Here is a 25,593-nt window from a genome sequence, read left to right as displayed (position 1 = left end):
CATATCTCCTTATACACATATTTTTAACAAACCAAATTACTCTTATCTTTATTTTTTTATCGTCATGATTATGATTCTATTTCATGAAAATATAAAGAATTTATTCTTTTCTATTGAGGTAAAGCATCATATACATATGGGTCAGTTGGCTTATTAATTTTCTCGATTTTGTTTACTTTTACAAGTGGAAAGACTGTTCCTTTATATGTCGTTTCATCTAATAATCCTGTTATTTCCACCCATGTTTCTTCTGGAATTTTTTCAACGTTTCGCCCAGTGACAATCATCCCCCAGACTGATGCATCCGCAATACAACAAGTTATGCCATATCGAGCCACTACTGCTTTATTACCCGTCACATCTTTATCCTTATATATAAACCCTAAGAATGTAATTTCTTTCCCTTTAAACCAATTAACATTTTGACCAATTACATTCATTGTTTGAACATAATCCTTATCCTTTACTTGTAGTTTACGCTGTCCTAACATACTTTTTACTACTTGCTCTTCCGTTTCATAAGTCGTTGATAAATTTGATGTTTCTTCTGGATCAACTGATACTTCTCGCCCATCAAAATTAACCTGTTTCCCCTCTTTTTCGTTCCTTTCCATACTTCTCGCCTGTACACTTTGATTCATACCCCTTTTTCCTGCTAAACTTCCATCAATTGTTACACTTCCAAAGAGAAAAGCACTAACTATCGGAACAACAAATAAAACATATACAAAGAAACTTTTTATCCCTGATTTTGATGTTTTATGATGTTTACAACAATTACAATCATGCTGTTTTTCTCTTCCATCTCCCCAAACTTGTACAGTACCCAAAATTAAAATTACTACAAAAGCTATATACGTAAATTTGATCATTTTTGGAGCGATAAAATTATAAATATTCCCTGTTACAAGTAGTTTAAATAAGAGCATTGCTAAACCAATTAAAATAATGCCACGTATATAGCGATGATACGCCTTCTGCTCCTCTTTCTCCATTCTTTCTCACCTCCTATAACATTATGATTTGCACGATGGTATACACAGATACAATGACAATTCCCATCAAAAAGAATACAAATCTCTTTTGAAAATACGCAAATAGCATTAACGTATTTTTCATATCAAGCATAGGCCCAAACACAAGAAATGCGAGAAGTGCCTTTACCGAGAAAACATGTCCAAAAGATGCCGCTATAAAAGCATCGGCTACAGAGCAAATTGATAAAACATAACCAAATCCCATCATAATAACGGGAGCAATTACTTCATTATGTGCTACTGCATCCAGTACATTCCGATCAAAAAACGTTTGAAATACACTTGCTAAAAAAGCACCAATCAATAAATACTTACCAGTATCAAAAAACTCATCTACAGTGTGATTCATAACATCTTTCCAACTCTTTTTTTTGCTTGTTTGAACTGAAACCTCTATGTCTTTTAAAACATTTCTTTCGCGATAGCGATAATACACAATTAGACCTATGAATAGAGCAACTAGAATTGTTATCCCAAAGCGTGCATATACAACGTAATCATTTTTTTGAAACGCATATACAGTAGATAAAAGAACAACTGGATTCATAATGGGTGCACTCAGTAAAATAACAATGCCTACATGAAGTGGTAACCCCTTTTGAATGAGCCTTCTTACAATTGGTATAATGACACATTCACACATTGGAAAAAGAACTCCCACAAATACTGCTGGAATCATTGCAACAATCGGAGATTTCGGCAGTATTTTTTGAATCATATCTTCCGTCACAAACACTTGAATAAATGAAGAAACAATTACCCCTAATAAAATAAAGGGGATTGCTTCAAAAATGATACTTAAAAACACCGTATTCACATTCAACCATTCTTGCGACATATTTTTGTGCAAATTTACTAGACTTGTAAAATCTACAAAAAATAATAAAAAGAGAAACATAGCGATAAGAGCTATGCCTATTAATTCTTTTGAAACTCTATTAAAGACCAAGCTTCTCGCCTCCATTTTATTTATTTGTAAACATGCGCTTGTCCAAATGCTTCATACTACAGCATAAATTTTATAGTCTATTTCTATTCTTAAATCGTAATCATTATGATTTATTATTGATTTTTCCTTTCCCATCATTTATTATAAAACGTAATGATTACGATTTGAAGGAGAGATTATTTCATGAAAAAAGTACCTATCACTGTATTAAGTGGTTTTTTAGGATCTGGAAAAACTACCTTACTACATCACATTTTGACTAATAAGAACAACTTAAAAGTAGCTGTTATCGTTAATGATATGAGCGAAGTAAACATTGATGCGTCCCTTATAAAAAAAGGTGGTTTTTCACGCACAGAGGAAAAACTAGTAGAAATTCAAAATGGTTGTATTTGTTGTACACTACGAGAAGATTTAATGATAGAAGTGAATCGTCTTGTTGAAAATGGTGATATTGACTATATTATTATTGAATCTTCTGGTATAAGTGAGCCTATTCCAGTTGCCCAAACCTTTACTTATACAGATGAAGTTCTTAACATTGATTTAACGAAAAATTGTCACCTCGATACGATGGTTACAGTTGTAGATGCACATAGATTTTGGGATGATTTTGCAGATGGAGAAAGTTTGCTAGACCGAAAACAGGCAATCGATGAAACTGATACTCGGGAAGTTATTGATTTATTAATAGATCAAATTGAGTTTGCAAATGTAATTATTCTTAATAAGATAGACCTACTAGAAAAAGAAGATGTGATAGAACTCCATCATTTACTAAAGAAATTAAATCCTAGCGCCAAGGTTATTGAATCTTCATTTAGCAAAGTACCATTGCAAGAAGTTTTAAACACAAATTTATTTAATTATGAAGAGGCCAGTCAATCGGCTGGCTGGATGCAAGAATTAAATAGTGACCATCATACACCTGAAACGGAAGAATACGGTATTCATTCCTTTGTGTACCGTCGTAAATATCCTTTTCATCCTGAACGCCTTATGAATTGGCTAGGAAAATGGCCATTAGATGTTGTAAGAGCGAAAGGATTTTTCTGGCTCGCCTCTCGTAATACTATGATAGGGCTTCTATCACAAGCTGGTTCCTCTATTACAATTCAAGGTGCTGGTGAATGGATAGCGGCATTACCTGAGGCGGAAAAAAATCAAATCATTACAGAAGAACCCGAAGTATTGAAAAACTGGGATGAACAATATGGAGATCGAATAACTGAACTCGTATTTATCGGAATTGACATGGATCGTTCTTTAATTGAACAATCATTAGATAGTTGTCTATTAACAGAAAAAGAAATGAAACAAGATTGGAATAACTTTGTTGATCCTATTCCAGCTTTTACTTATACTTCATAACAAAGTGAAAAAAGGCTTCCATAGCATGGAGCCTTTTTTCACTTTGTAGTACTCTTATTTAACATATTTGCTTTCATAAGAAACACCATTGTACCGAAAACAATTAAGGTAGCATATACGACACCAACTACATCACCTATTTTTTCTAAGCCAAACGGTAATAGTATAGTAGCAACTCCGACTATATAGGAAAATACTCCTGAAAGCTTCGCTAATTTATTTTTATCTCCAACAAACGTTTCTTCTTGATATCCTGCTAGCAAAAACAATCTCTTTTTCACATATATTTGATACCCTAAAAAAATGATAAGTAATCCAACAAATAAACAAACCAAAAATCCTGCTAGCATTTCAATACCGCCCTCTCTACAATATTTTACCACGTACAAAAAAAATTTCGTCTCCATTATTAATAACTTTTCATTTAATTAGAAGTTTCAGTTTATTGATGCTCTTTTTTGTGATATATTGCATATTGTATCCAATATATATTTTTGGAAGGAGGATTATATGTCTTATGGATCCAAATCGATTAAAAGGAATTATAATGGTCATAATCGGTGCTTGTTTATGGGGCTTGTCCGGAACAGCTGCGCAACAACTTTTTCAATATGAAAATGTTTCAACCGAATGGTTAGTTACGATCCGTTTGCTTATATCTGGGGTTATTCTACTCATTATCTCATCATTCGGAACGAGAAAAAAAGAGATTTTTACCATCTGGAAGCAAAAATCCGACGCTAGTAAAATGATTTTGTTCGGTCTTTTCGGCATGCTTGCTGTACAGTATACGTACTTCGCCTCTATTAAAGAAGGAAACGCTGCTGTTGCAACTTTGTTACAATATTTAGCCCCTATATTTATCACTGTATACTTACTTTTCAAATGGAACGTTCGTCCATCAAAAATTGATTATATTTCAATTACACTCTCATTAGTAGGGACTTTTCTCTTATTAACAAACGGGTCTATGCATAACTTAGCTGTATCTACACCAGCTATCATTTGGGGCATTTTATCTGGACTATCTCTTGCATTTTATAGTTTGTATTCAAAAAAATTGTTAGAAAAGTGGTCTTCATCTGTTATCGTTGGCTGGGGTATGATTATTGGGGGTATTAGTGTAACGATTTTACACTTTGTTTCCACAAACGAATTCATTTTATTATCCACTATAAAGTATGTAAAACTAAGTACCCTCCCGCTCATTACATTTGTAGTCATTTTCGGGACACTCATAGCATTTTATTTGTACTTAGATAGTATAAGATACCTTACGCCGAAAGAAACAACGTTATTTGGTTGTACAGAGCCGCTCGCAGCTATTATTTCTTCCGTACTTATTTTGCACGTACCGTTTCAATCTTTTCAGTTATTAGGTGCTTTTTGTGTCATTGTAATGGTGCTTATATTAAGCCAAAAGCCGGATGAAGGAAAACCGAAGCTAAAACTTATGAGTAGAAAAAAACAAAACATACAATGAAAGGATTGAATTATTTATGCCTGTCCCTCAAAATTATAAAAAACCTGGAAGAGTTTCCGCAAAGTCACTCGTTTTAACCCAACTACAAGATTGGATTATAGAAGGTGTATTACAACCAGATGAAAAAATTAATGATGGGGAATTGGCGGAAGCACTAGGTGTAAGCAGAACACCAGTTAGAGAAGCTTTACAAATTTTAGAGCTTTCTGGGCTAGTAGAAATGATTCCCGGTCAAAAAACGAAAATTGCTCCTATTAAATTAGAAGACGTATCTATCATTTATGAGACGCTGGCCGGTCTTCACTCAATTATAGGAAAACAAGCACTTCAAAAAGTTACAGATGCTGATATTAAACTACTTTCCGAGATAAATGATACTTTTCAACAATCTATACATGAAAAAGATTCAAAAAAAGCTTTAAAACTAGATATACAATTTCACAATACAATTACTTCTATTGCTAAAAACCGATATATTGAACCTTTTCTAGAAAATATGCAGCTTCACGTTTTACGACTTGAATATTTGTTTTTCCAAAACTTTGTGCCTGCAAGTCAATCTATTAAAGAACATCACTCTATCATTCAAGCACTTCAAAAGCAGGACGAAAAACAAATGGAACAAATGATGGCTCAAAACTGGCTCCGTCCCATGAAAGAAATACAAAAAATGATTTCTATGAAAGAATAAGAAAGCTGGTTACACAAAAGTGTAACCAGCTCCCTCTTTACTAATCTATATGCTATGCCTGAATATTCGCGTAATATTCAATATCTTCGTACTCTTTTTCCAATTCCTCTAAAGATAGCTCGTATAATTGTCTGTCGCGAATCTTAAACACCCCTGCTCCAATTAACTCATCAATTAAATGCCTCTTACGATTTTCAACAGCAAAACGGAGTTGACTACTCATCTTTTAAAAAACTCCTTTCTACGATCATTGAAAATGATAATCTTTATCAATTACCACTTTTGATTATAAAAGATGATTCTTAATAAGTAAAGTAATCTTATGAAATATTTACCTTACAAAGTATTTGTGGCCACATTATATATATGTATGCCCTGCGAAAAATGTTATGACACTTTTTCTGATCCTTTTTCTTTCATACTTTGCAAGTTGTCTCGCTATGATAAAACTCACCTTCTATTTCTACTTGGATAGTGACATGTTCTACATGAAACTTCTCCTTTAATACATCCGTAGCCTCTTTTAATACACTTTGCGTTTCATTACCTTTTATAATCAGGTGGCAAGTTAATACTTGAAAATCCGATGTGACAGACCATATGTGCAAATCATGAACTTCTTTTACAATCGCAATCGTTAATAATGTATTTTTCACCTCATCCATATCTATGTGCTGCGGTGCACCTTCCATTAATATATGGACTGTATCACGTGTTACACGCCACCCACTAATAATGACTAAAATAGACACAAGAATACTAGCAATTGCGTCTGCAACATTCCATCCGAAAAATTTAATAAGTAACGCAGCAATAATCGCTCCAACTGACCCTAATAGATCACCTAGTACGTGTAAGAAAGCACTTCTTAAGTTCAAATTACCTTTCACATCTCCGCCTCTCATTAATATCCAAGCTGATAAAATATTAATAAGCAAACCAAGTACAGCAATAATGAGCATCCCATTACTAGCAATCTCAACTGGTTCTTTAAAACGACGAATTGCTTCAATAAAAATGTATATAGAAATGACGATAAGAACGACACCGTTACATAATGCCGCTAACATTTCGACGCGCTTATACCCGTATGTTTTTGCAGTCGTCGCTGCTTTTTCTCCAAGCTTAAACGCAAGTAAACTTAAAGCCAAGGATACTGCATCACTTAACATATGCCCCGCGTCAGATAATAGTGCTAAACTATTTGTTACAAATCCGCCAATAACTTCAGCAACCATAAAGCTTGTTGTTAGTAAGAATGCAAGTAGTAACGCCTTTTTATTTTTAGAATGCCCGTGATCATGTGAATGTCCCATACTTATACTCCTTTAAGTGCCATATCTGTATGTTAGTATGAAACAAACTCCCCATCTTTATCCCGAATTGACCGCCCGTAAACCCCGCTTCCTCTGTATACACACTTCGCTACTTTTTAAACAATCCCTTTTTCTCAAATAAAAACAAGACTACTTCTTTTTTATTTTCATATTGTTTACTATTGAAAGAAATTTTAAGGAGGTTACGAAAATGAAACGTTTATTTCTCTGTATGGAGCGTGAACTTGTTGTAGTGAAAGAACAAGATGGTAACTACGAAACGACTTGTCACTTGCAAAATATGCAACCTACCTGTATTGCCGTTGATCCGTTCCAACAAAATCGCATATATTGCGGAACATTTGGACGAGGTTTATGGTTAAGCGACGATGGCGGAGATTCGTGGAGACCAATTGGGGATTCCTATCGTTACTTTGATTTCCCTAAAGATGATGGTATTTTACACTCCTCTATCACTTCTATAACGATAAGCCCTAATGAACAAGTTAGCGGATATGGAGTCGTTTATGTAGGGACTGAACCGAGTGCTTTATTCCGTTCAGAAAACGGTGGTGAAACGTGGACGGAACTTAAAAATATGAAATCATTATTATCTTCTTATACGTGGGCTTTCCCGCCTAGACCTTTTACTCATCACGTACGCTGGATTACAGTTGATCCAAACAATCCCAATACAATTCACGTTTCAATCGAAGCTGGTGCTGTAATTCAAAGTAACGATAAAGGGCATACATGGATTGATAAAAAATTCGGTGCTCCTATCGACGCCCATCAATTACTCATGCACCCCGAAGCCCCCAATCGCCTTTATGCATCATGTGGTGACGGATTTATGGGCGGACCTGATCGTGCCTATCTTGAAAGTTATAACAGCGGAAACAGCTGGATCTCATGTAGTGAAGGACTTGAGCATCATTATTTATACAGCATGGCTATCGATCCAGCTGATTGCGATACTGTTCTCGTTTCTGCTGCGCCAAGTGCCGATCTCGCTCATCACCGTATTCCTTATGAATCTTATATATATCGAAAAACGAAAGATACTCCTTTTAAGCAAGTACAGCAAGGACTATCGTCTGCAATCGGTACAGTTATTTCGATGTTTGCGACAAATCCAGCAGAACCACATACGTTTTACACTTTAAATAACAATGGCGTCTTTCAATCCAATGATAGCGGCGAATCGTGGGAACAACTAAACATTCCGTGGAAAGATGAGTATAAAACGCAGCATCCGTATGCTTTACTCGTAACTAGTTTTTAACGAAAAAGAGACTGCCTAATGTTTTTAGGCAGTCTCTCTTTTATTTCTTTAAATCAATTACGATATCATCTAGAACAATATCTTTACTCTTCGCTTCTTTTTTCGGCACTTCAATTTTCTTCTCTTTTCCATTCACATACTCCACTCCACCATGATTTTCAGGTGTATGAACTCGTAAGTGTACGCGAGGTGTAACGATAAGCTTTGTTGCATTTTCGTTCAATTTTTGAAATGTAGCACTCCATCGAATATTGTAAGGATCGTTGCCACTTCCTCCATTTCCTTCACCCGAATAATCATTCCCTAGATCATCCTTAACCGTCAATTCAACATCTACACTATCCCATTCTTTCCTCGCACCCTTAGAAACTTCTTGATTGTAATAAAGAATAAACGAAACCGGCGACATTGCGACCTTTTCCATATTTGCCTTTATACCTTCTTTTTCCGAACTTTCACCAATTGTTCTCTCTTTACTATCCATTGATTTTACAGTTAACGCGAAATTCCAATTACCTTGTATTGATTTTTCCCTATCTGGCATCTCTATTCCCTCTATATTCCATCTAAAATTTACTTTGTCCTTTTTATTACTATCATGGTGCGTCGTTGTTACCATACCTACATACTTTTTTTCAGTAACTTTAGTCATTTTCCCACTTCCTGAACTACCATGGGCGTCCATTATATCCAATCCGCCTAATATAATAGGATCATCCCCTAAGTCTTGCTCACTTTCCAGTGAATACGTTATAGATAATGTTCTGCCATCAGAAATTACATCATTAATTATAACCTTAACCCCATTACTCTCTCTCGTCATATTCAATTCAGTCGAAAACTCTTTATAATTTTCATATAGCCCTGTTCTACCATTATCTAAAAATCGGAATATGTCCCCTACTATTGGTAGTCCTCCAGCGTATGTAGGAAATCCTATGCCTAGCATGGCAACCGATACGCCGACTAAAATAGATGCAGCAGCGACACCCTTTTTCCAACTTTTCATCTTTTTCTTCGTACGTATCGATTGTTTTACATTGCGCTTCACTTTTTCTTTTTCAATTTCAGAAGCCTCAATTTCCTCAAGTTCTTTTTCATCTATATCAATATCATTTAATAGTTCATAAATGTCTTTCATATTGCACTACCTCCAAAACTAATTTTCGTAGCATTTTGTTGTAGTTTCTTTTTTCCACGGTACACACGATTATCTATTGCCGCCCTGGTTAATCCTAATTTCTCTCCGATTTCCTCTGTCTTCATACCGAGGAGATATTTCATAATGAATACCTTTTGATTTAACGGTTCTAATTGATTAATAAGCTGCATTAATTCTTCTCTATCTTCCATAACGATTAGTTCGTCTTCAGCTGACCTTTCCGTACTGATATGAAACTCATCTGAACCAATTTCTACTTTTTTAGTTGCTTTCCGGTAATAATCAATCGCCTTAAATTTCGCAATTGCCGCTATCCATTTTTTAAAGTCACTCGGCTCTCCGTGAAATTTATTTGCGTTATTCCAAATGGAAAGAAATATATCGTTTACACATTCCTCTATGAGTCCATCATTTTGAACCGGAAGAAGAACTTTGTGCGTGATTCCTTTTATGAGTGGTAAGTATGTATCGACAACGAATTCTAGTGCATCTTCTTTTTGCCGTTGTAATCTTTTTATAAAATTTTTCTCATTTGATTTCATGTAGCGATTCCCCTTATTTTTTTGTAAAAGCTTTTACACCCTATATAACGTCTTACAAAATATTTTCTCTCATCTTTTTTTATTTTTTGTATGTTATGGAATACTTTCCCTAAGCCATTGTCTCACATAACTATGTATTACAAGAAAATTTTCTCAAGTCTGCCTTTTAATTAATGTAGTACACTATTTATATAGCTATTTTTTAACTTAGTGTACATTTTATTTCATTAATCTACTTTTTAACATTTTAAATTAGGAGATGAGATGTGTATGTGTGGAATTACAGGTTGGGTAAATTGGAATAAGGATCTTTCCAATGAACATGGTATTTTAGAAAAGATGGCAAATAGTATTCAGCATCGTGGTCCTGATGCTGAAGGATTTTGGTTTTCACCACGTGCGGCCTTTGCACACCGGCGATTAATTGTAATTGATCCAGAAGGCGGGACACAACCAAAAACATTCCGTACTGGTGATTATACGTATGCTCTTACTTATAATGGAGAAATTTATAATTTCCGTGAGCTGAGAGAGCAACTTCAAAAATGTGGACATACATTTGAAACTCATTCAGATACAGAAGTGTTACTACATGCTTATTTAGAATGGAAAGAAGACTGCGTACAACATTTAAATGGAATTTTCGCTTTCGCCTTATGGGATGATCAGAAACAACAATTGTTTTTAGCACGCGATCATTTAGGTGTAAAACCACTTTTTTATACAGAAAGAAATGAAAGTATTATTTTCGGATCTGAAATTAAAGCATTATTAGCGCATCCATCTGTCCCTGCTGAAATTGATACGGATGGAATAAATGAAATATTTGGATTAGGGTTATTTCGAACTCCAGGATGTGGTGTGTTTAAGCATATTCAAGAAGTACGTGCTGGACATTCTATAACATTTACACGTGATAAAAAAGTAGTTACGAAGTATTGGAACTTAGAAAGTAAGATCCATATAGACTCTATAGAAGATACATCTTCTCATATTTTATCTATTTTACAAGATACAGTAAAAAGACAATTAATTGCCGATGTTCCGCTCGTTTGTATGTTATCAGGCGGATTAGATTCTAGTGGTATTACTGCACTTGCGGGGAAAGAATTTGCAGAGGAACACAAAACACTTCACACATATTCAATCGACTTTTTAAATAGCGCGAAAGATTTCGAACTGACATTTGCTCGAACTGGTCTAGATGCTCCTTGGGTAAAACGTGTTTCTGAACATGTAGGGACGTCGCATCATGACATTATTGTGAATGCTGAAGAATTAGCAAATCACTTATTCGTTCCCCTTCATGCGAAAGACTTACCAAGTGCAGGCGAAATGGAAACTTCACTATATTTACTATTTTGCGAAATGAAAAAAGATGCAACTGTAGCTTTATCCGGGGAATCTGCCGATGAAGTATTCGGTGGGTATCCTTGGTTTCATCAAGAAGAACTATTATATGTAGATAAGTTTCCGTGGTTAACAAACTGGAAAAACACATCTTCTCTATTATTAAACGACGTATCAAAGCAATGTAATCCTGAGCATTATATTCATACACGATTCCATGAAGCAGTTCTTGAAGTACCTACTCTTGAAGGGGAAAGTAAAAAATCCGCGAAACAACGCCAAATGTTTTATTTATTTTTAACGAGATTTCTCCCGTTCTTACTTGATCGTAAAGACCGTATGAGCATGTCTGTAGGATTTGAAGTTCGTGTGCCGTTTTGCGATTATAGATTAGTTGAATATTTATGGAACGTTCCTTTCAACATAAAAAGTATTGATAATATTGAAAAAGGCATTTTACGTAGAGCACTAAAACCAGCTTTACCTGACGATATACGAAATAGAAGAAAAAGCGCTTATCCAACTTCACAAGACCCACACTACTTACAAACGATTCGTAATTTAACACTTGATATGTGTAGTAATAAAAACAATCCTATTTTCTCACTCATTAACCATTCCATTCTACTTTCAATTGCTGATCAAAGTAATAAAGAGATTAACACTTTTGAAGCGAGGAGTGCTATGGAGTATATGCTACAAGTAAATGAATGGTTGAAAACGTATCATATTCATATTGCTTAACAAAAAGGAGTTCAAGGACAACAAACCTTGAACTCCTTTTTGTTATTAATTAGCGCATTGTTTATTTTCAGTATCGATAGACCATCCGATAATCGTGGCACAATCTCTACCTTTCCACTGCAGTACATTTGTTAATACCGGCTCAATTTGTAAGCTATTTCCGTCGTGTAATATTTCTACTAAAGATTGATCATCATCAAACCTTCGTTTATCACACTCTAAAATACCGTCCGTTGCCATTACAATGTGATTCGTACCTTTTTCTAATCCCCTCACACCTGAAGTAAAACAAGGTGTATTTGCTGCGAAAATATTTTTCCTGCCAATATATTCGTAATTCTTCCGTTTATTTAATCGTCCTTTTCCATTCTTCGTTTGCTCAGAATGGAATAAGTATGCGAAACAATCACCAACTGATAGCCAATATAAGAACTCGCCTTTTCGCAAACAAATTAAACATGCAAGTTCTTCATCATTTTGATCACATTTTTCAATAAATAACTCATCTGTGAATAACGCTAATAAGTACATATGTGTATGATGAAAAGCTAAATGTATTGGGTATGAAAATAATTCTTTTAGTTTCTCTTTTCTTTCTGAAATTGCTTCTATTATATAATGGATATTTTTCGTTTTATGATGTGTATCAAAAATCATAACAAATTCAAATTGTAATTCAGGATCCCACCAAGCAAGCACCGCATCTCCTCTTTCATATGCATCACTTTCTTGGTTTCCACCGTATACGCCGACTGAAAGAGGACCACATTTTTCAACATGTATTTCATCTACATACATCTGTTCATGACTAATCCATTTAAATGTATTCACAGCTATCATCCTCTCTCTTGCTAAATGTATACCTTTACACATAGATTACCTTATATTTCAATAAAAATAAACTTTTTCAATATTTTTTATCCAAATAAAAGGATTTTATTTCTGTATTAACGAATATATCTTATTATACGATATAAAAACAGGGGGATTTATTATTATGAAAGACATCAATCAACATTGGGAGAGCATTTATTATCACTTACGATGTGAATATGAGGACAACCTTTCCCACCAAGCAATTCGTATTTTACAAATCGTTTCCCGTGAGAAAAATATAACAATTGGAAAAGTTGCTTCTGAGCTTAGTCTCTCTCATAACACAGCATCTGAACACGTAAAGCGCCTTATTCAAAAGGATTTCCTCCTTAAAGAGAGAAATAAACAAGATGAAAGGGTCGTAAATCTTACATTAACAACCGAAGGAATGGAAGTATTAGAAAAGCATACTTTACTAGATAAAGAAAAGATAAAAATATTAGAATCACAGTTATCAAAAGAAGAACAACAATTAATTGAAAAAGCCTTTTCTTTATTAGCGAAGGAGGCAAAATATGCATTTCCTCGTTAAAGTTATCGTTTCGGCACTTATTATCGGTATCATTACTGAAGTCGCTAAACATTATAGTACGATAGGCGGCTTTATCGCTGCCCTTCCTCTTGTCAGTTTACTTAGTCTATTTTGGATTTCTTTCGAAGGTGGCAACAAACAAGAATTGAGTCAATTTGCTTTAGGTGTATTATATGGATTTCCTGCATCAGCACTACTACTATTTATCGTCTATATTAGTTTAAAAAATTCATTTGCACTTAGTACATCTGTCCTACTCGGTATAGGTGCTTGGTGTATCGTTTTTGCTTGCCAAAAATTATTTCAAACTTAGGAGGAATTATTATTCATAAATTTGTAGAGATATTGGGACAAAATATAGAAGTATATATAAAAGGAAGTAGTAAACAAACTATAGTCATTCAAACTGGAATGACTTGCTCCTTTTATGATTGGCTTCCCATTATGAAAAAGCTTTCCGAGCACTTTACAGTCGTTTCATACCATCGCCCAGGTTACGGAAAAAGTGAGTTGGGAATGTATCCGCGTACTACGATACAAGTAGCAAAAGAACTACATATGTTACTAGACAAACTATATATTCATGAGCCAATCATTCTAATCGGTCATTCCTATGGAGGATTATGTGCACAACATTTTGCGATGTTACATGAAGATAGGCTACAAGCACTTCTTTTAGTTGATTCTACTTCCATGAACTTACACCGATTAGACGAACTTCATTTACCGATTTCTGATCAAACTGATTCTGATGATATGTGGCTTCAAAAATATAATACGTACTCCAAAATGGATGTCGACACACTTTATAATGAACAAAAACCTATGCTCGTCAACAAACCAAAACATTATATAGAATTCTCTACATCACCCTCATTATATAAAGCGACGGTTTCTGAACTATCCGAGTGGAAAAACTGTGCTCGTTCAATAAAAGAGCTGGATATAATATTAGAAATACCATTAATCGTTATCGGTAGAGATCCTCATTATTCTATTACTCAAATGATTGAGGGCGGCATGCCAAAAGAGGAAGCAACACAACTTGAATCGACGTGGCAAAAACTAATTCGTGAACAATTTCACCTCTCTATAAACAGTCAATATATTCTAGCTGAACATGCTAGTCACGGAATAGAAAATGATCGACCAGATATTATCATTGAAGCTATTCACTCATTACACACAAAAAAAGGAAGCAACTAAAGCTGCTTCCTTACTTATCTATTCATAATCTTCTTCATCATCAATTTCTTCATAATACGAATACCCATTGCTTACATATATAGGACCATTCGCAACATCAATACGTAGTACCCATGCCCATGGCACAGCTAAACGTTTATGTAATGCTCGCCAAAAGTTCATCGATTTTCTTTCATACTCCTGGAACTCCTGAAGTAACTCTTTATAGGAGGAACCGTCTAACTGAATATTTGCTTCTAACAAACGAGAATGGGCACAGTACTGTAACTCTAGCTCAGCAGCAATTTCCATTTCTTCTTCCGTTGCCATACCAATAATTGTTCCATCTGCTGGTGCAATTTCATATACGTTGTGAACTTCAATAAGCCCTTCTTTCTCTTTCTCAAACATGTAAACAGCCTCCTTTAACATATATTTTTTATGTTACAAAGTCATACTTCTACAATAACTTCTCTCTTTCCTCTTTTTTTGATAAACTTTTACAAAATATTTATCCGATGACCTGCTTCCTCTATTCTTTCAGCAGAAATGAAACGATTATTATCAAAAGTTAATTTGTACACGTCAGGCATTTGAATTGTTTTCCAAAACTGAAAATCATATTTCGAATCAAAATAATTCATAAGTAACACCATAATATTCCCATGAGTACCTATTACAATATTCTTCCCTTTATATTTTTCCAATATATTTTGCATGCATAATATAGCACGCTTTTGTGCTACATTATTTGATTCTCCGCCTTCGTATGCAAAAGTCCAATCTTCCCACACATTCTCAATAGCATCATTAAAATCTTCTAGTGGCTCTGAACTTAATAACCTTTCCCGTAAATCTTCTTCTATTTGTATCGATACATTATATGTATTCGCAATTCCTTGTACAGTTTGAATTGCTCTTTTGTACGGGCTAGAGATCACAACATCAATATGCCCATCTTTTAATAAGCGTGTTACATTTTCTGCATCACAGTGTCCCTTTTCAGATAAAGGCCGTTCACGTTCTTCTTTTGTATATGTTGAGTGGGCATGGCGAACGAAATATATTGTCGTCATTCTTCAACTTCCTTTCTTATTTTCAATCTATATTCAATGGCATAATTAGAAAATCCTGTATCATTTATAGAAAAGAGTGCTTTTTAAAAAGCACTCTTTTGTTTACATAATAAAATTATTTCATTATAATTTATTTCTAAATTCCTTACTTGTTATAAAATCTTGAATAAAATAATCTATGTTACTTCTAAGTTTTTGATATGCAACTTGATTATCTATATCGTTAAACATAATTACAACTTCCACCTTATTGCCGTTTTTATCCGTAGTATACAAACTTTTTGTCAATACGAATGCGGTAGAACCACCCTTTTGTCCAGCGTATTCAAACTTACTATTTTTAACTGTTCCGTTAAAAATATTCTCAATTTCATCTTGCATTGATTTTGGAAAATAATTTCTACTATTTATTTTCCCCATTATACTCATATAATCTTTAGCGTTTGCACCCACTAATCGATCTGACCAAATTCGCTGAAATTCCATATCTACCTTTAATGGGATATCCCGTTTTTTCCATTCTTCTTCATCTTTCATCCATTCATGTATTTGTAACACATGTTTATTATACTCATCCTTTGACATGTTACGTATCGTTTCTAAAGATTGATTTTCTGGCTCATGAAGCTCTTTTTCTACATACCCTCTCATATATAGTGAAGCAGTATACGAAGAGAACTTGTCATGACTAGTAAGCTCTAACTCTTTTATACTTTCATTTACTCTTTCTATTCCAAGCTTTTCTAACAAATATGTTGTATTTGCATTCGAACTATAATGAATCATCCCTTTAGCGACTTCTTCCAAAGCGATTTGTCCATTTTTCACTAACTCTCTCGCTTTAGCATCTTCTAACCAGTTAGGATGCGCTCCACCATCAGTGTTTTTAACGTAATATTTTTCTAGCTCCTGCAATGAAATTTGTTCATCTCGACTTATTTTCCCTTCTGATACTTGCTTAGCAAATTCAACTGCTATTACGATTTTCGCCGTACTCGCCAATGGTAATTTTTTATTGGCATTTATAGAAGTTAATACTTCTCCATTTCTTTTAATAAATAATGAACATGTTTCATCGTCTTTATGTTCTTTTATGTACTTTAATACGTAATCAGGATCTTCTTTTGACAAATAGTACTTCATAATGACAAAGAAAGCTATAACAGCTACTAGAATCACTCCTGCAACAATTCCTATAATCTTAAATATATTCACAATATACCCCCTCTAATAAAGTGAAACTATAATCAGTGGGGGTGTTCATCCCCCACTGATTATTAGTTGAACCAATCGGCGTTTACGGGCAGCCCGACTCTCACCTAACATCTTCGCTCCAGCCGAATTTTAAGGTGGGAGTTTTACTGCCCGTTAATGCCAGATACATTCCCTTCTATATAATTATTATAACGAATTGAATTACAAAATTATACAAAACAGAATAACTCTTCCTAAAAAAGAAAGAGTTACTCTATTTCACATGAAGTTATTTGTCCATTTAACGTAACGACTATATTTGAGTCGTCACTTTCTTTAACATCTTTTAGCCGTTTGGAGTTAGGTGGACCAATTACAACTGACTCCTTAATTGGCGAAAGGTCCTTCTCTAATTTCTCTGCACTTACACCGTATGCAGCTTGAAATACTTCTGGTGGTGTTAATCTAAGTATGTCTGATCCTTCTGCTGTTTCAAACTGATCGTTATTGAAGAACAAATGTAATTGTACTTCTTCTGTTATGGCTGTGATCCAATGCCACCATCCCATTGGAATAAAGACTGTTTGCCCCGCTTTTACATGATAATTTTGCAATTGATTCGTTTCAGGATTTAAAATGGATGTAACTGCTTCTCCTGATACAACAACATCTAATTCCCATGCATTCGGATGCCAATGCGGTTCTCGCATATGTCCCTTCGTCATAAATAAATCAACAAATGCTCCTCCAATCATTGCTGGTAACTGCGTTGAAGTAACTTCATATGCAACGTTTTTCTCATCCCTTTTAAAAAAGACATTTTTTCTTGAATCAAAGAAAAGGTTTGGAGTTCCTGAGCTTTTCTTTAAATTTTTATTATCTGGAACATAACCTGACGTACTCATATCATCCCTCTTTTCCGCTCCTAACATTTTGTACTTAACGATGTATCGTATGGAAAAAATAGATGATATGTGCCTATTCAGCACATAATAAAAAAACATGCTTTCATTAGGAAAGCATGTTTTGTGATATCCTTCACATTGTTTAGTTAAATAATAACTCTTTTACTTACCATGATGTAACATTAAATCACTAAGTTCTTCTTCAATATGATTTAATTTCGCAACGCCTTCTTTCCATTTATGAATATAACGTGAAACTCCAACGAAAAATAAAACAATAATTGTAGAAAGAATAATACCATACACGATTGCTACAGTACTCATAGTTACACTTCCTTATAATTAGTAATGTGGTTATTAGTTATATTTTTATTATAAACCTTTTTCTTTTAAAATACTTCGATTTCAACTTTTTGTAACAAAATTGATTTTTCTAACATTTCGTTCGTAAAAATGGCATATTTTTCACAAATTATACAAAACTTCACCATATGTACTATTACCATATGAGTTATATTATTAAATAGAATAAAGGGGATGATATACTATGACGACTTGGTTTATTGTAATGTTAGTTGTATTTGGGGCATTTAAAATTATCGTTTCTAGCCTTCCTAACACTGTTATTGAATCCATTATTAGCAAGTACGAAACACATCCACAACTTGAAGAAGAGAATGTGACTATTACTATTAATGGGAAGAGCGTAGAAGACGAAAAAAAGTCTCAAATCATTCATGATTTTAATGAAGGTTTATTTTTAGATCGCTATTATGCACCGCCTCACAATGAAGGCACTCCTTTAATTATTAATGCAAAACGTGGCAAAAAGGATTTTACATTTTATATTTATAGTCACGAGGAGCATGTTGATGTTGTAAAACAACATAAAAAGAAGGTAGTTGCTTATAGTTTACGCTCTAAAAATCTTCAAAATAGTGATATGTTCGTGTCAGCTGACTTAGCTTAATACTCATATATTAGAAAAAGGAATCCACGAAATATGGATTCCTTTTTTCTCATTTACTGAAAAATAAGCTCTGTCTTCAAACTATCTTTCGGTAACAACCATCCTTTTTTCTCTATACTCGCCATTAATAATTCTCTTTGTTTTGTCGCAATACTTTCCTCATTTGTTTTAAACGACACTTCTATTACGAAGTCATCTTCTATCTTCCCAGTATTACTTAATGGCCAAATTTCAATATTCGTTTTTATATTTTCAAATTCACCTGTATATCGTTTCATTAATACAGGACCGTAAATATGAGAATCCCTTAACATTTCTTCTCCCCAATTCGTATACAACCATTTGTTCATTTTCCCTGGTAACTTTTCTATTAACATATTTTGAGAAGCTTGTTCATTTGGTAAATCAAGTACCCCATATCCTTTCGCACTGTAACTTTTCTTATTTGAAATACTTAACGTTTTCTTCCCAAATCCCCAATCTATTTCCGCCTCATAACTATCCGTTTTACTATCAAATCCTTCTTTTTTAGCTACTTCTAGTGCATCTTGAATTACACCATTTTGAATAGGATATCTTTTTTTATATGTTAGCTCAAAATCTTTACTAAATTCTTTCTTTCGAATTCTCGCAAACCAACCTTCGTTACTTAAACTTTTATTCGCCGTATCTAAAAATTGCACTTGTATTCTTTCATCATTTGTACCAGCTTGGAAATGTTCTAGTACCTCTTGCTTCATCTCTTTGTTATAACCTAATACTTGTTCTGGCTTTAATAATAACTTCACTTCAAAACTAGGTTTCATTGGACTAGCAGCAAACCCTTCCATCACGTTATAAAGGAAACAACAAAAGAAAATGCTTACGAATACAAATACTTTTTTCATATACCTATCCCCTTTACATTTTAAATGACTTCTATACGTTCCATTGCAAGTGAATATATATTTTCATATCCTGCTGTACTTAGCTTTTGTTGTAATCGATCCGTATCCTCTTTAAGAGCGTGCACTAACAAAGTATGTTCCGGTAATAATATATTTAACATTGCCTTAACATCACCCATACTTTGATGAACTTTATACGGAACTCGATTCACCCTACATGTATTCCTTACATGCTCTTTCATAACTTTTTCTGCAAAACTCTCTTTCGCAATATGTCCTGTAAAAATAATGGAATTCCGTTCTTCATGCCGAATTTGTTCATAGTATAACTGTGCGCGTTTCGTTTGCATATTCGCATCACTCATTACAACTATTCCGTAACTATTTTGCAGACTAATGTCATGATCCATAACGATTATGTTTCTTTTTAAACTCTCCATAACCCATTGAAGTTCTTCATTATTTTTTATCCAATCTTTATATAGGAACATCTCTTCAAATCCAGCCAAAATTTCTTTATCTACTATAAGCGGAAATTCTTTATATCGTTCATATAAATACAATACTATATCTTGCGCCCTACCAAGTTGCGGTAGCGGTAGTAATGCTATTCCTTTATTTTTCATAACTCGTTCAATTTCTGCACATAGATTATCTAATCTTTCATTTTGCGAAACATCATCAGTATGGTAAGCGGCATCTACAATTGCAATTTTTATATTGCTTCGCAACTTCTCAGGTAAATTTGCTCGTAGTATATTAGATTCTGCGGAATAATCACCAGAATAAAATACGTATGTATTACACATATCCACTAAAAACCAAACCGCTCCTAATACATGCCCACTATACCCCCATTGAAACCGCAATGTAGGAGTAATTTGTATCCATTCATTTGGATTACTAATCTCATCAATACATACATAATTTAAATCTTTTATATTTTGATCGTTATAAGGTACATTCCACCCTTGCGAAAGATTGTAGTTTCTCCATTTTTCAAAATAAGCTGGAAGTTGTTCCTTTGTATAACGAGTTGTCCATATTTTTTTCTTATATCCATACTTCGCTAATAAAGGTAAACCCATCGTATGATCTTCATGAATATGCGATAAAAATACCGCCTCTAAAAATGGAACGACTTCTCTTTCTAGTTTTGGATAACTATCTTCATACGATCGATTAATACCACAATCAAATACGATTTTTGTCTCTTTATTTTTTACAAAATAGCAGGAACGACCGTACTCTCCTGCTCCTCCCCATACTTCTACCCTCATCATGCGACCCCTTTTCTTTTTTGCTCCATATGTTGCAGAAGTAATAAGCATAGTGTTGTAAGTCCAACAGAAACAACTGCCATCGCCATTCCTATAGATACTTCCCCCTGTTCAAATTGAGCAAAAATAAACGTTGCTGACGTTTCTACTGATGGAGGTAATACGAGAAGCGATGCTACTAACTCTCGTATTGAAATCGTAAATGTCATCGCCCATCCAGCGAGAATGCCAGGAATAATAAGAGGCAATATTATTTTCCTAAAAATATAAATATAATTCCCGGAAAAAATACTTCCTGCCTGCACAAGAGAGTCATCAATTTGTCCGAGCGATGATTTTACATACTGCACTGTATAAGGTAAAAAAAGAACAACATACGTTACGATAACCATAACAGGTGTATTGTAAATGGACATAGGCATATATGGTGAATTCCAAAATAAAATAAGACCTACAACCATCACTATTCCTGGTACCATATTTGGTAACATACCGCACATATCAAGCCATTTTTCAGAAGACTTCTTCCCCTTTCGAATCATAAGTGCTAAAAAGACTCCAATCATTACAGCAACAACCGCTGTTACGAGCGAAAAAAGAAAACTGTTCCATAAAGCTTCTAATCCTGGAGAACCCATTGTAAACAATGCTTCATAATGACTTATTGTAAAGTTATTTACATGTAAGCCACCGCCTCTTAATTTCGACAATGAAGCAATCAGTATAGAAAAGTATGGGATACCAATTGATACGATTAGCAAACTAATCACATAAACCCATGCTACAACGCGCGCAAATATAGACAAAGTATACCTTTTAGATTTCACACCTTTTCCACTAACCATTGCATATGTATACTTTCGATTCAATACGTTTTGCATATACCAAATGAGCATACATGCACTAAGTAATAAAGAAGATAATGCTGTTGCACTACTAAAATCAATCGGCCAACTCGAAATAAATTTATGGATTTCTGATGTTAACACGTGGAATCCTATTCTACGCCCAAATGTAGCTGGTGTTCCAAATTCAGCAATCGTCTTTACGAAAATGAGTAAAGCACCCATGACATAGCTTGATACTAATAACGGCAATATTATTTTTCGCAAACGATAGAAAAAGCTCCCACCATGAACTGCTGCCGCTTCTTCTTTACTACTCCCAATCTGAAGTAACGTGTTTTTCAACATGAAATAAAGGAATGGGAATAAATGCAGACTCATAATTAAGACCATACCTCCTAAACTAAAAAACGATGATGAAATCGTCTTTAGCATCGGAAAAAATTGTTCAAAATAGCCGTTAGGTTGCATGAACAAAATCCATCCCATCGATCCGATATAAGGCGGGGTCATAAATGGAATCATAAAAACAATATCTAACTTACTATACTTTCCTACATCTGTTTTACTCATAATGAACGCCAATGGAAATGCAAATATTGTAGCTCCTATTACAACGAGTACACCTAGCAGCATCGAATTCAGAAAAATCCCAGCTAATCCGCCACTCTGCATGACTTCAAAAGGCTTTAAAAAATTCCAACTGCTATTTTCATATACACTAGAAAATAAAATGAGAAAAAGCGGAATGACGATTAACATCGCCACAAGTAACAACGCTACTGTCATTCCAACTTGTCTTACTGACACGAATCGATTTACCATGTAATCACCATCTTATTGAAATACTTTCTTAAATTGTTTTCCTATTGCATCTTGTTCTTTCTCAACTGTTTTCCAATCAATATGTAATACTGGAATCTCTTCTACATCCGGTCTATTTTCAGCTTTTATATCTTTTCTACCTGGCAATAAATACGCTTTAGAAACTTGTTTTTGTACATCATCTGATAATAAATAATCAATAAACTCTTTTGCACCTTCTACATTTTTACTACCCTTCATAATGCCTGCCGCACGTGGACTAATAACTGTTCCGCTTTTTGGATATACGATATCAACCGGTTCACCCTTAGCTTTTGCACTGTACGTCATATAATCAACACCCGCAATTACCATATCTTTCGCACCTGTTACAACTGGGTCTAACGCTTCTTGGTTTGCCCCCGCTACTGTACCTTCATTTTTCTTAAGTTGTTCAAATAATTTCCATCCATCTTGTCCATTCTTTTTCACATATCCTGTTACAAAGTCTAAAGCTGAACCTGAAAGTGCTGGATCTGGAAGATTCACTTTTCCTTTCCATTCTCCTTTCGTTATATCGCTCCAATCTTCAGGTGCTGTTTTCACATTTTTTGTGTTGTACACAATTCCTAATGCGGAAGCACTATATCCGAAATAATGTCCTTTATCATCTGACCATTCAGAACGTAGCTTATCAGCTTGTTTCGCTTCTTTATAAGGTAACGTTTGACCATCTTTCTTTAGTCCTTCCATCGCTGGTAAAGAAGCGAGTACGACAACGTCAACGACTGGATTTTTCTTTTCAGCTTCCATTCTCGCTAAAATCTTACCTGTTGTTCCTTGAAACATTTCCACTTTTATACCGGTTTTCTTTTCAAAGTCCTTTTGAATTTTTTCTGCTAATCCTTTCGGTCCTGCACTATATACAACAATTTTCTTTTCATTAGAATTTTTATTTTTTGCATCTGCACTACCTGTCTTTGAACTACAACCTGTTACTACAGCTGAAAATAGTAAAGTACATACAAATAAAGACTTAAGCGAACTGAACTTCTTCATACGACTCTCCCCCTATATGATGAATACATTTTTTTGGTACATATAACGATACCGGTTTACCGACGCTTAGCTTACAATTGTGATAAGCTGTCCATACACCGAGTGTCCCCATGTTTACTTTCACTTCATAACGTTCTCCGACATATGTAACGTGCTGAATTTCACCTGTATACGTATCGCACACTTCATTTTTTGCCCAGTTCACGTGCTCTGGACGAACCATTTGTTTATTCTCTACAAGCCAATTTGCCTTACCAACAAACTTTGCAACAAATTCATGAGACGGCTTCACATAAATATCTTCTGGCGTTCCTTTTTGTAATACTTCTCCTTGTTTCATGACAATAATTTGATCTGACATTGACATAGCTTCCGTTTGATCATGCGTTACATACAATGCCGTTAAGCCAATAGAATGAACGATATCCATAAGCTCTAAGCGCATTTCTTCACGCAAAATTGCATCGAGTGCACTAAGCGGTTCATCAAACAAAATAAAATAAGGTTTTGTTACAATTGCTCTAGCAAATGCAACACGTTGCTGCTGTCCACCAGAAAGTTCGTGTGGATATCTTTTCTCCATACCTTGTAGGCGAACTCGCTTTATCGCATCTTCTACCTTTTCTCGTAAATGATTCGTTTGCTTTGTAGCCCTTAATCCAAATGCAACATTTTCAAACACAGTCATATGCGGCCATAAAGCAAAATCTTGAAATACCATACCGATATTCCGTTCATGAGGAGATGTTTTTATTTTTTTCGCACCGGAATACATACACTTATCTCCAAAATATATTTCACCTTTATCCGGCTCTTCAAGCCCTGCAATCATTCTAAGTAAAGTCGTTTTTCCGCATCCAGAAGGTCCTAAAAGTGTGGTAAATTCCCCTTGTTTCATGACAATTTGCAGTGGTTTTAACGCCTGTGTTTGTCCAAATGTCTTTTCTAATCCGTGAATTTTAATATCCATCGTTTCACCTCTCTCCCCTCATTCTTAACCTGCTTTCATTCTATATGGAAGATTTATACTGAATGTTAATGTACTGTAAAGATTAAATTAAAAAACTTCTAATAAACTATTTATTTCTATAGATTTTTTCTATAGTTAAAATAAAAAAGGCGGGCAATTCATAATGAATCTCTTAAAATTAGAAATTGTAGTGCTTATTAAGAAATACAAAAAGCTTACGATTGTCGCAGAAAAACTTGGCGTGAAACAACCTACTATTACATTTCATATAAAAAGCTTAGAAGAGGAACTCGGTGTGTCTTTATTTGAATTACGTTCCGGAAGGTATTTCTTAACAGAGGCTGGCGAGGCATTGCATCATTATGCTTGTAAAATAGATGCACTTATGAAAGAAGCTAGGCGGGTCACACAAGAGTTTAAAGATTTTCATAAAGGTGCTATAACAATCGGTGCTAGTTATGTACCAGCGACTTATCTTTTACCAGAAGTTGTTCACCAATTTCAATGCGAATTTCCTAATATAAAAATAACACTCATGGTAAAACCAGCTCCTGAAATTCGAATCATGCTACAAAATCATGAAATTGATCTCGGAGTAATTTCTGCTGCACCATTTGATGAACCACTTTTAAAACAAACGAATGTAATGCCTGATACACTTGTTCTCGCTTTTTCCAAAGAACATCATTTTGCTAAAAAGACAAATGTATCATTACAAGATATCGAAAAAGAACGTATATTATTGCATCGTAATCCATCTACAACGAGAGATTTACTTACACAATGGACACTAGCACATAACATCACATTCAAATCTGAAATTGAACTAGATTCATTAGAAACGATGAAACAAATTTTAAAATATGGGAATGGCGTCGCTTTTATTTCTAAACTTGCTATTGAACAAGAAATACAACGAAATGAGCTATGCTATATACCAATTCCAAGATTTGAATTTCAGCGTAACATTTATACGATTCATCATGAGGACAGATGGAATTCTAAAATCATTTCTTTTTTACTACATAGCATCATTTCTTTCGCAGCCAAAAATTAAAAGGCTGTCGTTATACACGACAG

General features: G+C 34.4%; 29 protein-coding genes. 10 read left to right on the top strand and 19 right to left on the bottom strand.

Annotation, left to right across the window (positions count from 1 at the left end; all coding sequences use genetic code 11):
• Window positions 1–110: 110 nt before the first annotated feature.
• Together JDS98_RS05355 and JDS98_RS05350 are read right to left on the bottom strand one after the other, a co-directional pair.
• Entirely contained in the window at window positions 111–995 is an 885-nt protein-coding gene (locus JDS98_RS05355) for a TIGR03943 family putative permease subunit (protein WP_199633624.1), read from the bottom strand.
• A gap of 13 nt (window positions 996–1,008) precedes the next feature.
• Entirely contained in the window at window positions 1,009–2,001 is a 993-nt protein-coding gene (locus tag JDS98_RS05350) for a permease (protein ID WP_176549937.1), read from the bottom strand.
• Window positions 2,002–2,169: 168 nt separating this feature from the next.
• On the opposite strand from JDS98_RS05350, the gene JDS98_RS05345 reads away from it, so the two are divergent.
• A complete protein-coding gene (locus JDS98_RS05345; protein ID WP_097957140.1) occupies window positions 2,170–3,357 on the top strand; it encodes a GTP-binding protein in 1,188 nt (395 codons plus the stop codon).
• 38 nt (window positions 3,358–3,395) lie between these two features.
• Here the strand turns inward: JDS98_RS05345 and JDS98_RS05340 are convergent, their stop codons facing one another.
• Window positions 3,396–3,707, bottom strand: a complete 312-nt coding sequence (locus JDS98_RS05340; RefSeq protein ID WP_097957139.1) for a DUF3784 domain-containing protein — start codon at window positions 3,705–3,707, stop codon at window positions 3,396–3,398.
• A 167-nt stretch (window positions 3,708–3,874) separates the two neighbouring features.
• Between JDS98_RS05340 and JDS98_RS05335 the strand changes: the two genes are divergently transcribed.
• A complete protein-coding gene (locus tag JDS98_RS05335) occupies window positions 3,875–4,840 on the top strand; it encodes a DMT family transporter (protein ID WP_097957137.1) in 966 nt (321 codons plus the stop codon).
• A gap of 16 nt (window positions 4,841–4,856) precedes the next feature.
• Window positions 4,857–5,531 carry a GntR family transcriptional regulator gene (locus JDS98_RS05330; RefSeq protein WP_001145066.1) on the top strand — a complete coding sequence of 225 codons (675 nt, stop codon included), beginning with the start codon at window positions 4,857–4,859 and terminating at the stop codon, window positions 5,529–5,531.
• Window positions 5,532–5,583: 52 nt separating this feature from the next.
• On the opposite strand, the gene fbpA is transcribed toward JDS98_RS05330, so the two are convergent.
• Both fbpA and JDS98_RS05320 read right to left on the bottom strand, forming a co-directional pair.
• The gene (fbpA, locus tag JDS98_RS05325; RefSeq protein ID WP_087950267.1) at window positions 5,584–5,754 is read right to left on the bottom strand and encodes a Fur-regulated basic protein FbpA; all 171 of its coding nucleotides are present in this window, start codon (window positions 5,752–5,754) and stop codon (window positions 5,584–5,586) included.
• A gap of 193 nt (window positions 5,755–5,947) precedes the next feature.
• Window positions 5,948–6,847, bottom strand: a complete 900-nt coding sequence (locus JDS98_RS05320) for a cation diffusion facilitator family transporter (RefSeq protein WP_000510053.1) — start codon at window positions 6,845–6,847, stop codon at window positions 5,948–5,950.
• A 211-nt stretch (window positions 6,848–7,058) separates the two neighbouring features.
• Between JDS98_RS05320 and JDS98_RS05315 the strand changes: the two genes are divergently transcribed.
• Window positions 7,059–8,132 carry a WD40/YVTN/BNR-like repeat-containing protein gene (locus JDS98_RS05315; protein WP_097957136.1) on the top strand — a complete coding sequence of 358 codons (1,074 nt, stop codon included), beginning with the start codon at window positions 7,059–7,061 and terminating at the stop codon, window positions 8,130–8,132.
• A gap of 40 nt (window positions 8,133–8,172) precedes the next feature.
• Here the strand turns inward: JDS98_RS05315 and JDS98_RS05310 are convergent, their stop codons facing one another.
• Both JDS98_RS05310 and JDS98_RS05305 read right to left on the bottom strand, forming a co-directional pair.
• Window positions 8,173–9,273 (bottom strand): DUF4179 domain-containing protein, encoded by a 1,101-nt coding sequence (locus JDS98_RS05310; protein ID WP_199633623.1) that lies wholly within the window; start codon window positions 9,271–9,273, stop codon window positions 8,173–8,175.
• Window positions 9,270–9,836: a sigma-70 family RNA polymerase sigma factor gene (locus tag JDS98_RS05305; protein WP_199633622.1), complete on the bottom strand. Its 567-nt coding sequence runs from the start codon at window positions 9,834–9,836 to the stop codon at window positions 9,270–9,272. The genes JDS98_RS05310 and JDS98_RS05305 overlap by 4 nt, the downstream gene beginning before the upstream one ends.
• Before the next feature lie 270 nt (window positions 9,837–10,106).
• On the opposite strand from JDS98_RS05305, the gene asnB reads away from it, so the two are divergent.
• The gene (gene asnB / locus JDS98_RS05300; RefSeq protein WP_199633621.1) at window positions 10,107–11,930 is read left to right on the top strand and encodes an asparagine synthase (glutamine-hydrolyzing); all 1,824 of its coding nucleotides are present in this window, start codon (window positions 10,107–10,109) and stop codon (window positions 11,928–11,930) included.
• A 45-nt stretch (window positions 11,931–11,975) separates the two neighbouring features.
• Here the strand turns inward: asnB and JDS98_RS05295 are convergent, their stop codons facing one another.
• On the bottom strand, window positions 11,976–12,803 hold the full coding sequence (locus JDS98_RS05295; RefSeq protein ID WP_002047737.1) for a PP2C family serine/threonine-protein phosphatase: 828 nt from the start codon (window positions 12,801–12,803) through the stop codon (window positions 11,976–11,978).
• A gap of 124 nt (window positions 12,804–12,927) precedes the next feature.
• Between JDS98_RS05295 and JDS98_RS05290 the strand changes: the two genes are divergently transcribed.
• Genes JDS98_RS05290 through JDS98_RS05280 form a run of 3 tightly spaced genes read left to right on the top strand, consistent with a single transcriptional unit; the run spans window position 12,928 to window position 14,544 of the window.
• Window positions 12,928–13,338 carry a MarR family winged helix-turn-helix transcriptional regulator gene (locus tag JDS98_RS05290; RefSeq protein WP_000651923.1) on the top strand — a complete coding sequence of 137 codons (411 nt, stop codon included), beginning with the start codon at window positions 12,928–12,930 and terminating at the stop codon, window positions 13,336–13,338.
• Window positions 13,322–13,651 (top strand): DUF3147 family protein, encoded by a 330-nt coding sequence (locus tag JDS98_RS05285; RefSeq protein ID WP_000545617.1) that lies wholly within the window; start codon window positions 13,322–13,324, stop codon window positions 13,649–13,651. The genes JDS98_RS05290 and JDS98_RS05285 overlap by 17 nt, the downstream gene beginning before the upstream one ends.
• Entirely contained in the window at window positions 13,612–14,544 is a 933-nt protein-coding gene (locus JDS98_RS05280; RefSeq protein WP_199633620.1) for an alpha/beta fold hydrolase, read from the top strand. Before JDS98_RS05285 ends, JDS98_RS05280 begins: the two co-directional genes overlap by 40 nt.
• 18 nt (window positions 14,545–14,562) lie before the next feature.
• Here the strand turns inward: JDS98_RS05280 and JDS98_RS05275 are convergent, their stop codons facing one another.
• The 6 genes from JDS98_RS05275 to JDS98_RS05250 all read right to left on the bottom strand — a co-directional run bounded on the left by JDS98_RS05275 (window position 14,563) and on the right by JDS98_RS05250 (window position 18,204).
• Window positions 14,563–14,934: a hypothetical protein gene (locus JDS98_RS05275; RefSeq protein WP_000461765.1), complete on the bottom strand. Its 372-nt coding sequence runs from the start codon at window positions 14,932–14,934 to the stop codon at window positions 14,563–14,565.
• Window positions 14,935–15,023: 89 nt separating this feature from the next.
• Entirely contained in the window at window positions 15,024–15,599 is a 576-nt protein-coding gene (locus JDS98_RS05270) for a histidine phosphatase family protein (RefSeq protein WP_199631594.1), read from the bottom strand.
• Window positions 15,600–15,722: 123 nt separating this feature from the next.
• Window positions 15,723–16,814, bottom strand: coding sequence for a serine hydrolase (locus JDS98_RS05265; protein ID WP_199631593.1), 1,092 nt, complete (start codon window positions 16,812–16,814; stop codon window positions 15,723–15,725).
• Window positions 16,815–17,062: 248 nt separating this feature from the next.
• Complete coding sequence (locus JDS98_RS05260; protein WP_000107762.1) at window positions 17,063–17,698, bottom strand: cupin domain-containing protein; 636 nt, start codon at window positions 17,696–17,698, stop codon at window positions 17,063–17,065.
• A gap of 162 nt (window positions 17,699–17,860) precedes the next feature.
• Window positions 17,861–18,022: a hypothetical protein gene (locus JDS98_RS05255; RefSeq protein ID WP_000108701.1), complete on the bottom strand. Its 162-nt coding sequence runs from the start codon at window positions 18,020–18,022 to the stop codon at window positions 17,861–17,863.
• Between the two features lie 65 nt (window positions 18,023–18,087).
• Complete coding sequence (locus JDS98_RS05250; RefSeq protein WP_001987133.1) at window positions 18,088–18,204, bottom strand: hypothetical protein; 117 nt, start codon at window positions 18,202–18,204, stop codon at window positions 18,088–18,090.
• 41 nt (window positions 18,205–18,245) lie between these two features.
• On the opposite strand from JDS98_RS05250, the gene JDS98_RS05245 reads away from it, so the two are divergent.
• Window positions 18,246–18,668, top strand: coding sequence for a YfmQ family protein (locus JDS98_RS05245; RefSeq protein ID WP_097957130.1), 423 nt, complete (start codon window positions 18,246–18,248; stop codon window positions 18,666–18,668).
• 53 nt (window positions 18,669–18,721) lie between these two features.
• Here JDS98_RS05245 and JDS98_RS05240 read toward each other — a convergent pair whose 3' ends face one another.
• Genes JDS98_RS05240 through JDS98_RS05220 form a run of 5 tightly spaced genes read right to left on the bottom strand, consistent with a single transcriptional unit; the run spans window position 18,722 to window position 24,513 of the window.
• Window positions 18,722–19,555, bottom strand: a complete 834-nt coding sequence (locus JDS98_RS05240; RefSeq protein ID WP_000755332.1) for a hypothetical protein — start codon at window positions 19,553–19,555, stop codon at window positions 18,722–18,724.
• A gap of 20 nt (window positions 19,556–19,575) precedes the next feature.
• Window positions 19,576–20,838 (bottom strand): MBL fold metallo-hydrolase, encoded by a 1,263-nt coding sequence (locus JDS98_RS05235; protein WP_015000322.1) that lies wholly within the window; start codon window positions 20,836–20,838, stop codon window positions 19,576–19,578.
• Window positions 20,835–22,505, bottom strand: a complete 1,671-nt coding sequence (locus JDS98_RS05230) for an ABC transporter permease (RefSeq protein ID WP_199633619.1) — start codon at window positions 22,503–22,505, stop codon at window positions 20,835–20,837. The genes JDS98_RS05235 and JDS98_RS05230 overlap by 4 nt, the downstream gene beginning before the upstream one ends.
• Before the next feature lie 12 nt (window positions 22,506–22,517).
• A complete protein-coding gene (locus JDS98_RS05225; RefSeq protein WP_098710908.1) occupies window positions 22,518–23,543 on the bottom strand; it encodes an ABC transporter substrate-binding protein in 1,026 nt (341 codons plus the stop codon).
• Window positions 23,521–24,513 (bottom strand): ABC transporter ATP-binding protein, encoded by a 993-nt coding sequence (locus tag JDS98_RS05220; RefSeq protein ID WP_087970139.1) that lies wholly within the window; start codon window positions 24,511–24,513, stop codon window positions 23,521–23,523. Before JDS98_RS05220 ends, JDS98_RS05225 begins: the two co-directional genes overlap by 23 nt.
• 163 nt (window positions 24,514–24,676) lie before the next feature.
• Here JDS98_RS05220 and JDS98_RS05215 point away from each other — a divergent pair, with 163 nt between their 5' ends.
• Window positions 24,677–25,570 carry a LysR family transcriptional regulator gene (locus tag JDS98_RS05215; RefSeq protein ID WP_001050616.1) on the top strand — a complete coding sequence of 298 codons (894 nt, stop codon included), beginning with the start codon at window positions 24,677–24,679 and terminating at the stop codon, window positions 25,568–25,570.
• Window positions 25,571–25,593: the final 23 nt, after the last annotated feature.

Origin of the sequence: Bacillus cereus group sp. N11 (assembly GCF_016483605.1) — a bacterium.
Taxonomy (GTDB): Bacteria; Bacillota; Bacilli; order Bacillales; family Bacillaceae_G; genus Bacillus_A; species Bacillus_A toyonensis.
This window is presented reverse-complemented; position numbering and strand designations above follow the sequence as displayed.